The sequence below is a fragment of the Methyloglobulus sp. genome (genome assembly GCF_964779595.1).
The window spans coordinates 1-13,048 of the sequence record NZ_CBAROL010000046.1 but is presented as its reverse complement, the minus strand read 5'-3'; the positions used below and the strand labels follow the sequence as shown (position 1 = coordinate 13,048).

Annotated in this window: 16 protein-coding genes; 3 read left to right on the top strand and 13 right to left on the bottom strand. The window is 44.2% G+C overall.

The window, feature by feature from the left end; genetic code table 11:
* Positions 1-59: 59 nt before the first annotated feature.
* The 12 genes from AC1YY3_RS11975 to rfbC all read right to left on the bottom strand — a co-directional run bounded on the left by AC1YY3_RS11975 (position 60) and on the right by rfbC (position 8,708).
* Positions 60-1,178 carry an ABC transporter ATP-binding protein gene (locus AC1YY3_RS11975; protein WP_482194505.1) on the bottom strand — a complete coding sequence of 373 codons (1,119 nt, stop codon included), beginning with the start codon at positions 1,176-1,178 and terminating at the stop codon, positions 60-62.
* Complete coding sequence (locus AC1YY3_RS11970) at positions 1,175-1,735, bottom strand: hypothetical protein (RefSeq protein ID WP_482194504.1); 561 nt, start codon at positions 1,733-1,735, stop codon at positions 1,175-1,177. Before AC1YY3_RS11970 ends, AC1YY3_RS11975 begins: the two co-directional genes overlap by 4 nt.
* Positions 1,736-2,032 (bottom strand): nucleotidyltransferase family protein, encoded by a 297-nt coding sequence (locus AC1YY3_RS11965; protein ID WP_482194503.1) that lies wholly within the window; start codon positions 2,030-2,032, stop codon positions 1,736-1,738.
* On the bottom strand, positions 2,023-2,169 hold the full coding sequence (locus tag AC1YY3_RS11960) for a hypothetical protein (RefSeq protein ID WP_482194502.1): 147 nt from the start codon (positions 2,167-2,169) through the stop codon (positions 2,023-2,025). The genes AC1YY3_RS11965 and AC1YY3_RS11960 overlap by 10 nt, the downstream gene beginning before the upstream one ends.
* Positions 2,166-2,393, bottom strand: a complete 228-nt coding sequence (locus AC1YY3_RS11955; protein WP_482194501.1) for a hypothetical protein — start codon at positions 2,391-2,393, stop codon at positions 2,166-2,168. Before AC1YY3_RS11955 ends, AC1YY3_RS11960 begins: the two co-directional genes overlap by 4 nt.
* A 60-nt stretch (positions 2,394-2,453) precedes the next feature.
* On the bottom strand, positions 2,454-2,753 hold the full coding sequence (locus AC1YY3_RS11950) for an ORF6N domain-containing protein (RefSeq protein ID WP_482194500.1): 300 nt from the start codon (positions 2,751-2,753) through the stop codon (positions 2,454-2,456).
* 66 nt (positions 2,754-2,819) lie between these two features.
* The gene (locus tag AC1YY3_RS11945) at positions 2,820-3,674 is read right to left on the bottom strand and encodes an ABC transporter permease (RefSeq protein ID WP_482194499.1); all 855 of its coding nucleotides are present in this window, start codon (positions 3,672-3,674) and stop codon (positions 2,820-2,822) included.
* A gap of 396 nt (positions 3,675-4,070) precedes the next feature.
* Positions 4,071-5,168, bottom strand: a complete 1,098-nt coding sequence (locus AC1YY3_RS11940; RefSeq protein WP_481825121.1) for a DegT/DnrJ/EryC1/StrS family aminotransferase — start codon at positions 5,166-5,168, stop codon at positions 4,071-4,073.
* 90 nt (positions 5,169-5,258) lie between these two features.
* Positions 5,259-6,131, bottom strand: coding sequence for a glucose-1-phosphate thymidylyltransferase RfbA (gene rfbA / locus AC1YY3_RS11935; RefSeq protein ID WP_481825122.1), 873 nt, complete (start codon positions 6,129-6,131; stop codon positions 5,259-5,261).
* A 2-nt stretch (positions 6,132-6,133) separates the two neighbouring features.
* Positions 6,134-7,198 (bottom strand): dTDP-glucose 4,6-dehydratase, encoded by a 1,065-nt coding sequence (gene rfbB / locus AC1YY3_RS11930; RefSeq protein WP_481825123.1) that lies wholly within the window; start codon positions 7,196-7,198, stop codon positions 6,134-6,136.
* Between the two features lie 80 nt (positions 7,199-7,278).
* On the bottom strand, positions 7,279-8,166 hold the full coding sequence (rfbD, locus tag AC1YY3_RS11925) for a dTDP-4-dehydrorhamnose reductase (protein WP_481825124.1): 888 nt from the start codon (positions 8,164-8,166) through the stop codon (positions 7,279-7,281).
* The gene (gene rfbC / locus AC1YY3_RS11920) at positions 8,163-8,708 is read right to left on the bottom strand and encodes a dTDP-4-dehydrorhamnose 3,5-epimerase (RefSeq protein ID WP_481825125.1); all 546 of its coding nucleotides are present in this window, start codon (positions 8,706-8,708) and stop codon (positions 8,163-8,165) included. The genes rfbD and rfbC overlap by 4 nt, the downstream gene beginning before the upstream one ends.
* A gap of 173 nt (positions 8,709-8,881) precedes the next feature.
* On the opposite strand from rfbC, the gene AC1YY3_RS11915 reads away from it, so the two are divergent.
* The 3 genes from AC1YY3_RS11915 (at position 8,882) to AC1YY3_RS11905 (ending at position 12,367) form a co-directional block, all read left to right on the top strand.
* Positions 8,882-10,990: a RelA/SpoT family protein gene (locus tag AC1YY3_RS11915; protein ID WP_481825126.1), complete on the top strand. Its 2,109-nt coding sequence runs from the start codon at positions 8,882-8,884 to the stop codon at positions 10,988-10,990.
* A gap of 172 nt (positions 10,991-11,162) precedes the next feature.
* Positions 11,163-11,390 (top strand): hypothetical protein, encoded by a 228-nt coding sequence (locus AC1YY3_RS11910; protein WP_481825127.1) that lies wholly within the window; start codon positions 11,163-11,165, stop codon positions 11,388-11,390.
* A 20-nt stretch (positions 11,391-11,410) separates the two neighbouring features.
* Positions 11,411-12,367: a DNA cytosine methyltransferase gene (locus AC1YY3_RS11905; RefSeq protein ID WP_481825128.1), complete on the top strand. Its 957-nt coding sequence runs from the start codon at positions 11,411-11,413 to the stop codon at positions 12,365-12,367.
* 25 nt (positions 12,368-12,392) lie between these two features.
* On the opposite strand, the gene AC1YY3_RS11900 is transcribed toward AC1YY3_RS11905, so the two are convergent.
* Entirely contained in the window at positions 12,393-13,022 is a 630-nt protein-coding gene (locus AC1YY3_RS11900) for a protein NO VEIN domain-containing protein (RefSeq protein WP_482194498.1), read from the bottom strand.
* Positions 13,023-13,048: the final 26 nt, after the last annotated feature.

Here is a 13,048-nt window from a genome sequence, read left to right as displayed (position 1 = left end):
GTCCAATTCCTCCAAGGCTTCGTGGTGTTTGACAAGGGCATCGCTTAAACTGGTTTGGGCTAGGTTCTTCCAGGACATAGGCTATTGCTCGAACTTGAATAAAGGCTTATTTTACCCATTTTGGGGCTTGAGGTCGTGCAAAGGTCTCTTACTAGGCATATAATTTTCAGCCTTACCATTTCACCACCAATCACCCATGTCAAGGGTATGCCATTTTCATCAAGCAACTGTACAGATGTTACTTGACCGCCACCTTTTCCAAAACTCATTGAATCTGGTACAAAGCTAAAAAGCTCTATGTCATTACGGTATTTTGTAGTATTTATAAAATCTAGGCGCATATCCCTTGGCTGATCTGTGAACATCACATTATCAGTATGGTTTTTGATAGGAGCTACACTACTTTCCCCCTGTTTGGATTCGTACATTTCGGCAAGGTACATCTGTGCCACATATTTAGGATCACCTTGATATTTCGAAATACCTTTGCTTAACCAGATCGCACGTTGACAAAAATTGATGACAGCCCCCGTATCATGGCTAACAAATAGCACAGTCCCTTTTTCCATAAACTTACGCAGAAATCGCATACACTTTTGGGTGAAAAAGGCATCACCCACTGACAGTGCTTCATCAATCACCAAAATATCCGCATCCACATGGGCAATCACGGCAAAGGCGACGCGTACCACCATGCCACTGGAATAGGTTTTGACGGGTTGTTCGATAAAATCACCAATGTCAGCAAAGGCAACTATGTCATCAAAACGTGCGTCGATTTCGCCTTTGCTCAAGCCTAGCACTGAAGCATTCATATAGATATTCTCACGCCCGGTAAATTCCGAATTGAAACCGGAGCCCAGTTCCAGCAAGGCCGCGATCCGACCATTGGTTTGAACGCTGCCACTGGTCGGGTTAAGTGTGCCGCAGATCATTTGTAATAAAGTGGATTTACCGCTGCCATTGCGGCCGATGATACCAACAGTTTCACCTTTTTTGACTTCAAAAGAAACATCTTTGAGCGCCCAAAACCCGCGAAAATATTGCTTAGGCTTTCTCCCTAACAAGCGTTGCAGTCGGGGCAAAAGGAATTGCCTGAGCCTGTCACTGGGCTTGTCGTAGATTTGGTAGCATTTGCTGAGGTTTTCTACTTTGATGGCGATGTCTGCTGTGTTCACTTGATCGCCCCGCTTTCATCCGCTTGATTTGTTTTTACAATCGACATGAATTCCGTAGAAAAATCGTCTTGCTTCGGTTTAATGCCGAGTGTCTCCTGACAATAGTTGAGGAAGCGGGCAGCGCTAATGTAAAGCAGGGGGGTTAAGGCCTGTAGAGAATTAAAATGGTCTGCAATTTCTGTGTATTCGGTTTCGTAGTCATGGGCGGCAAGATTGCGAGCCGTTCGGCATAGCTGCCAAGACGCAACCGATTCGAGTACGCCTGTTTTTTCGTAAAAGCTGAGTACTTTAAGAAAGCTGTCCGTGGGTTCGCCTGCAAGAATGCAGGCATGTCGCATGGCTGCGCCGAGTGTGTCTTGCAGTTTGGCGAATCTCTCGTTGATTGCTGCCATTGCTTCGAATAACGCCACGTCCTTCTTCTGCGTCTCTAGCCGTTCTTTTGTCAATGGCCATGTCAGTTTTCGGCTAGAAGCATCAAGGAAGTAAACGCAACGCTGGATCGCTTCTAAAAGTTCTGCAAGATGCAGTTTTTCTGAGTTGAGGATGGATTGGTCCATTCACATTTCCAATTGGGCAGAACGAAATCGGGCGATGTTTTGAAAGGGTGTCGCCACCGCGCCACGGGATTTCGAAACGATGTCAACGGGTAAGCCAAGTTGTGATTCCAATTCCATTTTGATTTGCGCACGCTGTATTAGCGATAGCGGAGTATCGGTTTCGATGAGCAAGTCTATATCCCCGCCTTTTGCTTGGTCGTTTAGCCTAGAGCCAAATAAATGCACCACCGCTCCTGTTCCGACCAAACGGGAAACTGTTTGGGTGATTGTGTGTGTTTGCTGTGTTGTCAGGCGCATTTGGTTACTCCAAAACAGGATATGGCGGAAACCACAACTCTGTCGGCATCCTCAATCGCAGATGCAATAATCAGCTTTAATGCCTCACGGCCAAGTAATATCCAAGTAATCCAGATATGCGTGCCTAACAAAATCATGCTAACTCGTTCCAATCTTCAACAGGCGCAGTGGGCGAAATAATATCACCCAACATTTTTCCTTGTCCGGCAATACTCGGGGATGGCTGGCGTTTTGCTTTCAGAACAGGGGCTTCTTCAGCCGACAATAAAGTGACAATGACATGTGCCTTTTCTACGGATAGCTCACCGTTCAACCAGGTCAATCGACCATGATCGTATATAGCTTGGTAACTTTTCAGCATTTCAATCTCCGTGTCGTGATTGTTGATTGTACACAGCGCACGGTGTTTGTCTTTATAATTTCAAACATTTGCAACGGTAGCGAGCATATACAAGCCCTTTTCGGTGAAGGCGTTAGGTGTGACTCTCGTCTTGGCAAATTTTGTGGTCGAAATTTTCGACCGCAAATCAGAAAACTCCGCCTCGCTGAGTCCAAACATGTAATCCTGCGGGAATTTATCTGGATTGTTTTTTACTGCCTCGTTAATTCGTTTGGTTTCAACTCCATAGATTTGGGCGGCATCGCTATCAAGCAGGACATTTTGCCTCCTAATCTCGATGATCAGCTTTTTCAGATTTTCAATTTTTACGATGTCGCTCATCTCGATACCCCCAATTTTGTCATGTTAATTCACCAAGCAGAATTGGTAACCTTGATGATAATTTCGTTAGAGGATATCTGCAAACCCCTTTCTGGTTTTTTGAAACCAGGCGTAGCCTAGCCAAGCGATTACTGTGGCTGCAAGGGTGTAAATACCTAGGCCGATCCAATTCGGCGTATGCCCCCAAATCAGTACTTCTCGCGCTTGTTCAATGATAAAGGTAAGCGGATTAGCCATGATGAACGGACGAACTTTTTCTGGCACTGCGGCTATCGGATAAAAGACTGGGGAAAGGAACATTAGAACGGAGGTAAACAGGACGATGGTCTGCCCCACGTCGCGTATAAATACGCCTAGGGATGCCAGTATCCAAGTCAAACCTAGCGTGAGAATAACGAGCGGCAGCAATACCAAGGGGATGAACGCTGCCGTCCAGTGCAAATAGCCATTAAAGAGTGCAAAAGCGGACAGCAATACACTGAGACTGATAAAGCTATGGAAAAGTGCGGCACCCATGGCAATTACAGGCAGTATTTCAATCGGGAATACCACTTTTTTAACGTAATTGACGTTGGAAAGAATTAATCGCGGCGCACGGTTGACCGCCTCGCTAAACAAACTCAGTACAATCATGCCAACAAACAGCACCAAGGCGAATTGCGTTTTGCTATCTTCAATACCAACGCCAGCCCAACGTGCTTTAAATATTTCTGAAAAAACAAAGGTGTAGACCACCAGCATAAATATTGGGTTGAAGAACGACCATGCCAAGCCCATAGCAGAACCCTTATAACGGCCAACAACTTCACGCTTAATCATTTGAGCGATAAGTTGGCGGTTACGCCACAGGCTTTTCCCTAATGCCAAAAGGGATGTCGGTTGGGCAGCGTGGGGATTTACCGCTATTGAGAAATCAGTCATGCAAAGTTTTAAACGTTACCAGACGTTTGGCTTCAATTTTTGTCGATTGATTAATTAATTCGCTTTGAGAACAAAGACTTTGATTAAAAACTGTTTACTTGATTGCATTTGTTTAGTGTTGTTTTCTATTGAAATCACCATTATTGTACATTGGCGATGCTTAAAAGCTGATTACCATTATAAACCAAACGATGGCAATGTGGTTTAGTGACGGATGAAGATTGATTTTTTAGCAAAAGCAGATCTAAATCCCTCTTTTCCTCTGCTATTTTACTATAGGACTCTCTGATTAAGTCCTTCGACAAGCTCAGGACGAGCGGTAAGATGTTGATTACGTTCGTGGTGAGTTAGTCGAACCATGAAAGGAATCACAAGTTCAGAGATTCCTATAGTTATTTATGGCCCACTAAAATTATCTCCAATAAAGTCCAACTCATTCTCCGTTAAAAAGGCGTTCATCGGCAAGCTTATGACTTCGTTAGCGGCTTTTTCGGCAATCGGAAAATCACCCTCATTGTAGTTCAAATAGCCAAAGCATTCTTGTAAGTGCAATGGTTTTGGATAATGGATGGCAGTTGGGATTCCTGCTTTTTGCAGCTTTTCTTGTAGCAAGCCTCTGTGCTGGGTACTAAGTGTGTATTGAGCCCAAACGCTGGTTCGATCTGGCTTTACTTTGGGTAATGCTACTTCTGGTGTATTTGGCAGTTTGTCGCTGTAAGATTGTGCGATTTGCTGCCGCATTTTGATTTCTTGTCGGTAATGCGGCAGTTTTGCTAACAAAACAGCGGCTTGCAGGGTATCTAAACGTCCACCCATACCGATGTATTTATGGTGGTAACGCTGTCCTTGCCCATGCACGCGTAGCATACGCATTTTTTCAGCCAGTTCGTCATCATTGGTGAATACTGCGCCGCCATCTCCGTAACAGCCTAAGGGCTTGGCTGGAAAAAAACTGGTGCAGCTAATATCACCCAATGCGCTGTCGGCTTTGCCTTTGTAAGTCGCGCCAAAGCTTTGTGCGCCGTCGATGATAACTTTGAGATTGTGTTTGTTGGCAATAAGCTGGATTTCATCTAAATCAGGTGGTTGCCCATACAGCGAAACAGGCATGATGGCCTTAGTTTTTGGTGTGATTGCCGCTTCGATTTTGCTGGGGTCTATGTTGTAAGTATCTGCCTGAATATCCACAAACACGGGCGTGGCCTTCACTAAGGCGATGGTTTCCGCCGTGGCAATGAAGGTGAATGGCGTGGTGATAATTTCATCGTCGGGTTGAATGTCCAGTGCCATCATGGCAAGCAGCAGCGCATCGGTGCCACTGGAGCAAACGATGGCATGTTTGGCTTCGGTAAATGCCTCAAGTTCTCGCTCCAGCAAATCACATTCTTCACCCAGGATGTAGTTTGATTTGTTTAATACCGCGTGAATTGCGGTATCAATCTCGACCTTATAAAGCTGATATTGGTGTTGAAGATTGGCGAAGTCTATTTTCATTTAAGAATAATTCGTATGAGCTTGTTGGTAATTATTTGATTTATCAACATTTCCGAAGGTAGCACACGGAAACTTAAGGATTAAATGTTCCTAACCTTTGGATATTTCTAATAAATATTCACCATAAGCAGTTTTAGCGAGGGCTTGGGCGCGTTTGATTAATTCCGCATGGCTTAACCAACCTTGGTTATAGGCAATTTCTTCAAGACAGGCAATTTTAAAACCTTGCCTATGTTCAACAGTTTGCACAAATTGCCCTGCTTCTATGAGGCTATCGTGTGTGCCAGTATCCAGCCAGGCAAAGCCACGACCAAGAATTTCGACATTCAATTGTTGTTGTTGCAAGTACATATCGTTGACTGCGGTTATTTCCAACTCACCACGGTGAGAGGGTTTTATTTTCTTTGCTATATCAACGACTTGATTATCATAAAAGTACAACCCAGTAACCGCATAGTTTGATTTTGGTTGCGCGGGTTTTTCTTCGATGGAAATCGCCTTGTTGTTTTCGTCAAACTCAACCACACCAAAGCGTTCGGCATCTTTGACCTTGTAGCCAAATACGGTCGCACCAGTAGTTCGGCTCTTCGCATGTTTTAAATTATCAGAAAAATGCTGTCCAAAGAAGATGTTATCGCCCAACACTAAGCAACAATTGTTATCGCCGATAAACTGCTCGCCAATCAAGAACGCTTGGGCAAGACCTTCCGGCTTGGGTTGCACGGCGTATTCGATTTTAATACCATAATCCGAGCCATCGCCCAGCAGATTTTTGAAACTGAGTTGGTCTTCGGGCGTAGTGATAATCAAAGTTTCCCGTATACCTGCCAACATTAGTACAGATAATGGGTAATAAATCATTGGCTTATCGTAAACTGGAAGTAATTGTTTCGATACTGCTTTAGTGATGGGGTGTAGCCTTGTACCTGCACCGCCAGCGAGGATTATGCCTTTCCAGTTCATTTTTAGTCTCCTAGTCCAAGCCGTTCGCGGCGGTAACTGCCATCCTGAACGTGACGGCACCAATCCATATTATCGAGGTACCATTGCACCGTTTTCTTCAAACCCGTCTCAAAAGTTTCCTTAGGGATCCAGCCGAGTTCGTCGGCAATTTTTCCGGCATCAATCGCATAACGTAGGTCGTGACCTGGGCGATCTTTCACAAAGGTAATCAAGTCCTGATAATTGGCTAAACCGTTGGGTTTCTGAGGATGTAATTCTTCGAGAATGTTGCAGATAGTCCTGACCACGGCGATATTTTCTTTCTCATTATGTCCACCGATATTGTAAGTTTCGCCTATCTTACCCGTTTCCACGACGGTAAGCAGTGCCCTGGCGTGATCGTCTACAAACAACCAGTCACGGATTTGCTTGCCATCGCCGTAAACCGGTAAAGGTTTGCCATCAAGCGCGTTGAGGATGACCAGCGGAATGAGCTTCTCAGGAAAATGATAAGGTCCGTAATTGTTGGAACAGTTAGTGACCACAACCGGAAACTTATAAGTCCTGTGCCAGGCGCGTACGATGTGATCGGAACTGGCTTTGGATGCCGAATACGGTGAGCTTGGCGAATACGGCGTAGTTTCGGTAAACAAAGAATCATCGTTCGGCAGGTCACCATAAACTTCATCGGTGGAGATATGATGGAAGCGAAAATTAGTTTTTTTATCGTCCGCCAGCGTTTGCCAATAATTTCGCGCCGCTTCGACTAATATATAAGTGCCGACGATGTTGGTTTCGATAAATGCCGCAGGGCCGTCAATGGAGCGGTCAACATGGGATTCCGCAGCCAAGTGCATGATGGCATCGGGCTGGTGCTGTTGCAGTATGGAATTGACTGCCACCGCATCGCAAATATCGGCTTGTACAAACTGATAACGCGGATCGGTTTCGACCGACTTGAGTGATTCTAAATTACCCGCATAAGTCAGCTTATCGAGATTGACGACGCTATGTTCGGTATTGCCTATGACATGACGAATAAGCGCAGAGCCGATAAATCCGGCACCGCCGGTGATTAATATTTTCATGTTTTGATTTGTCTCGCTGACTGATAGAACTGACGGCAACCAACTACTTGGATCTAAATAACAGCAATAGAAATACGCCGCTAGTCTAATTCTTGCATACAAAGTTTGAGTGCATTATCCCATGACGGTAAGCTTAAGCCAAAATGTTGTTCCAGACGCTTTGTAGATAACCTGGAATTTGCGGGACGTTTAGCAGGTAATGGGTAGTCGGTAGTCGGAATAGGGAGTATTGCCTTATTTTTCAGCACCACATTCCCTTGCTCGCGGACAATATCGACAATCTTCTGGGCGAAACCCTGCCAAGACGTTTCGCCTGATGAAGTTAAGTTATAAACACCGGAATTAAAACTGTTGGCTTGCCGTTCAAACATGGCTTGCTGCACGATATGCGCCGTGGTTTCAGCTATTAAACGCGCCCATGTCGGCGAGCCAATCTGGTCAGCGACAATCTTGAGTTCTTCCCGTTCTGCCGCCAGACGCAGGATTGTTTTCAGAAAATTATTGCCTCGACTGGCGTAAACCCAAGATGTCCTCAGTATCAGATAGTCACCCGCTACTGATTGAATGGCCTGTTCACCTGCTAACTTGCTCTGCCCGTAAATATTGATGGGATTCGTCGTATCGTCTTCCGTATATAGCGTACTTTTAGTTCCGTCGAAAACATAATCGGTAGAATAATGCACCAGCAATGCGCCGATTTCTTTAGCTTCTTCCGCCATAACACTAGGTGCTTCGGCGTTAATCAAAAATGCCAATCCCTGTTCCGTTTCAGCCTTGTCTACCGCCGTGTAAGCCGCCGGATTGACGATGACATCGGGTTTATGCTGCTGGAGCATAGACCGTAAGGCTTTTAGATCTGAAAGATCAGCTTGGCTGCGATTGACGGCTATCACTTCGCCCAGCGGCAACAATGTCCTCGCCAACTCCCACCCCACCTGACCAGTTGCGCCTGTCAGTAAGATTTTCACGCAAACACCTCGGCTTCACTCAGCAATTTGGCTATTTTGTCCTTATTCGACAACACAGGCTCACCCTGTACAGGCCATTGAATGCCGATGGCAGGATCATTCCAGAATATGCTGCGCTCAAATTCCGGCGCATAGTAATCCGTTGTTTTATATAAAAATTCGGCAGATTCACTTGTAACGAGAAAGCCGTGGGCAAAACCTTCTGGTATCCACATCTGGCGTTTGTTCTCGGCTGAGAGCATCGCGCCTACCCATTTCCCAAACGTCGGCGAATGTTTGCGAATATCGACAGCGACATCAAAGACTTCGCCAGCGACCACACGCACCAATTTACCCTGGGGTTGCTGGATTTGGTAATGCAAGCCGCGCAACACGCCTTTAGCCGATTTGGAATGGTTATCCTGGACAAAACTTGCTTTGATACCCGTTTGTTCAGCAAAGCTTTTGGCATTAAAACTCTCGTAAAAAAAGCCTCGTTCGTCACCAAAAACTTTGGGTTCAATGATGATTACATCAGGGATTGCGGTGGTTTGTATTGGCATAGTAATTTTTTGTATCGCTTTAATTTATTGCTTAATCTAAGTAGTGACCAGATGGTCAGTAATTTATCTTTTTATTAACGATCTCTTGAACCCTATGAAATATTTCTTACTCTATACTTTCGGCATTAGCCTACCACGCTTGACCCGTTTTCCGAATCGTTTAAGAAGGACTGATGCAGAACACCACCTCTTCTAATCAACAAATTTTCAGTGGATTTTCTGTTCAGGATAACGAGCAGATCGAACGCGCTTTGGCAATAATAGCGCAAATTCCTGAACCTGTGCCTTATCAGCGACCTAAAGGCACGGATGTTGCCGCCATTTTAATGGATTTTAAAGTGGATGTGGAAACTATCCTCGCCGCGATATTGAGCGATCCACGTCTGGAAGAGTTAAAACCCAAACCCGACATCGCCAAGCAATTTGGCAAAACCGTTGCGGCGTTGGTCAAGGATATTAACTGGCTGAACAAGCTGTCGGTTTATTCCACCGATATGACCGACCAACCCAACCAAGCAGAAACACTGCGCCGGATGTTGCTGTCCATGACGCAAGATATGCGGGCCGTGTTAATCAAGTTGGCTTACCGGATCAAGCGCCTACGCATCTTGCCCAAAGAAGCTTATGAAGTCCGCCATTTCATCGCACAGGAAACCCTGGACATTTATGCGCCGATTGCCAATCGGCTGGGCATACACCAGTTCAAATGGGAGTTGGAAGATATGGCGTTCCGCTATCTGGAACCGCAAATTTATCTCAAGATTGCCAAATCCCTAGCCGCTAAACGCGATCAACGGAAAGCGAGTATCGACTATTTTATTGTCCTACTGCAACAACATCTAAGCATCGAAACTATTAACGCCGAGATTTACGGTCGCCCCAAGCATATCTACAGCATCTGGAAAAAAATGCAGCGCAAACAATTGGATATCGACGAACTGTACGATTTGCTGGCAGTGCGGGTGATTGTCGATAACTTAACCGCCTGTTATACCGCGTTAGGTATCGTGCATAGCACGTGGCAATACATCCCCAAGGAATTTGACGATTACATCGCCAATCCTAAAGAAAACGGCTACCAATCCCTGCATACCGTTATCCTCGATCCCCAAGGCAACCGTATCGAAGTGCAGATCCGCACACGGGAAATGCACGACTTCGCCGAAATGGGAGTTGCCGCGCACTGGTCTTACAAGGAAGGCGGCAAACATAACGTAGCGATGGACAAAAGCATTGCCTCCTTGCGTAAGTTGCTGGCAGAAAAAGACAGCGATGAAAGCCTGGGCGATGACTTCCAAAACGAGCTATTCCGTGACCGAGTGTATGTATTAACACCGACTGGGAAACTCATTGACCTAGTAAAAGGCTCAACACCACTGGATTTTGCTTACGCCATTCATACCGAAATTGGTCATAGCTGCCGTGGCGCAAAGGTGAATGGTCGGATTTGTCCATTAACTTACACACTTAAATCTGGCGAACAAATTGAAATCCTGACCACAAAAGACATTCGACCCAATCGCAACTGGATTGATCCCAATTTGGGTTATTTGAAATCATCACATGCGATCAGCAAAGTTAAGAGCTGGTTTAAGCATCAACAAAAAGACCAGAATATTGCCACGGGCAAGGCTATTTTGGATAAAGAAATCCAACACTTGGGCTTAAAAGGAGTCCATCTTAAAGAATTAGCCCAACATTTCAAGTTGGCAGATACTGATGCCTTGCTGGAAGCGATAGGCCGCAACGACATCAACAGTCGTCAATTGGCGGCATTTTTCAAAATACCCGAACTAGAGCCGCAACATCCCGTACCCATCAAGAAAAAGCCTGATTCCAAATCCGTCGTTACCGTGGAAGGCATCGACAATGTACTGACCACCTTGGCGCATTGCTGCTCGCCCGCACAAGGTGAGGACATCATCGGCTACATTTCGCATTACCGAGGTATCACCGTACATCGCAAAGATTGCGGCAATGTCACCAATCTCAGCCCAGAAAAACACACGCAACTCATTCCTGTTTATTGGGGAACACAACAGGCCAGTCACTCAGTGCCGATTATTATTCGTGCTTACAACGCCCGTCACCTGTTAAATAACGTCACCCACGTATTAACCCAAGCGAACATCCACATCTCCAACGCCGTAATGGAAACCAACCCCGATTTTTCCGCCGTCCTCAGCCTGACCATTCAGATCGAAAATACTCGGCAATTGAGTTTAGTCCTTAGCAAAATAAGCCAACTGCCTAATATTGTTGATGTTAAGCGGAAAACATGAGTTTGACAGTTATTGCAAACGCAACTATTAAACGTATGACGCAATACCGTTCAGTTCTTGCTCCTACGGTCTTGGAAAATTGTATAGAAAAATGAAATAAAATATTGATATATACAATACAATTTTAAAATGTATAATATATAAAAGAAATATTTTTAGTATTGTGTGATGTATGAGTCCCAGAAATAAAAGCGCGAAATTCATTGAGTTAGCAAACAAGCGAGTAAACAAAGCTATCAAAGACTTGCAACTTGTCGGAAATCTGGCTAACCGACAAAATTATGAATTTACTGAGGAACAAGCAAAAAAGATAGTTCGAGCCTTACAACAAGAAGTGGATCAAGTTAAACAAAATTTTCAGAGTGTTGATGAAACCAATCGCAATGAGTTTAAGTTGTAGAATTTTCGGGCTTATTTGAGATGCCAGAACTTAAAGCGGCAGCCTTGTTTTCAGGAATTGGCGGATTTTGTCTTGGTTTTGAGGAGGCTGGTATTAAAACTGCTTGGGCAATAGAAAATGACCCAATGTCAGTGTTGACATATCGCCATAACCTCAACGATATACGCATAGTTGAAAATGACGGGATTCCATCTAACATTAAGGGTGTATCCGTTTCCCAATGTGAGCTAGAGCCTGTAGATATATTGCACGCTGGCTTTCCCTGCCAGAGTTTTTCGCAAGCTGGCGAACGCATGGGATTTGAAGACCCCAGAGGACAATTGTTCCATCAAATCATCAGAATTGTAAAAGAATTTGATGATAAAAAACCATCGGTTATCGTCCTTGAAAATTCACCTCATATCCGTTTCGGGGAAGGTGGCAGTTGGTTTCTTGAGATCACCAAAGAAATAAAAAAAGCAGGTTATTGGTTTAGGGAGTCAAGTTGCGCTGAATTAGATTGCTATGAATTAACCCCCTTACCCCAGCGGCGAAATCGGCTATTTATGGTTGCATTCTCAACCGATCATTTTCGTAACGGCAAAATTGATTTTCCGACACAAAAAAACAAGCAGCCAAAGCGACTAGAAAACTACATTGATTTTTCTGGCTCATTAGATGATGTCAGCTATTATTTACCTGAAGATAACCGATATTACAAAATGATAAGTAAAGAAGTCGAGGATAAAACCTGTATTTATCAGCTACGAAAGTTTCTTGTACGGGTGAAAGAACCTGGCGTTTGCCCTACGCTTACTGCCAATATGGGTCTTGGCGGTCATAACGTACCTTTTATTCACGATGCGAAAGGACTCAGAAAACTAACCGAATACGAATGCCTTAGTTTACAAGGCTTTCCAAAAGACTTTGAATTTCCTGACGAGGTTATTCGATCCAAAAGATATACCCAAATTGGCAACTCACAACTGTACCAGTAACACCGTATACAATGCTTATGTTTGATTACCATTTCAAGGTTGGGGAATGATAGCTCACTTGGCTAACTGTCGATGATTTTTTTAAAAAATTAAAATTAGATAATGGATTGAATATTATCGTCATTTTAGGTGTTTGTTCTAAATTACTTACGACTACCAACCCATACTCATCACAGTATTCTTCGGCTTTATTGTATTCATTTTTAGTCATCCTGAATGCTCCAGTTTTGGAACGAACACCTTTTACCTCAACTAAGTAGAACCGTTTTTCTTTTTCTACCTGAAAATCATAACCATCGCCATAAAATCGCGCATCCTCAAGATTTCCATTTTTAAAAATTTCGATAGATTGAAAATTTTCTAGGAAATAATGTTCGGCTTCTTTTCCAGTTGATTGCAACTGCTTAAATTTAGTATTGACAATTGGGCTTACTGAAATGTCTTCACCAAAGCTGGTTGTAAATTTATTAGCAATATACAACTTTACGATACCCGCATAATCCAAAACATTTAAGGAGCCAAACAAACTGTCTGAGACCTTTGCACAAACAGCAGAAACTCCGGCTGACTGGTCAAAAGCCGATTTTTTTGAATTGGCATTCACCTTAATGGGCGGTATTCGGCTGAAATACGCATTTATCTCGCCATTTTTCATAAACCCTTGGCTATTTTTCGCGGTTT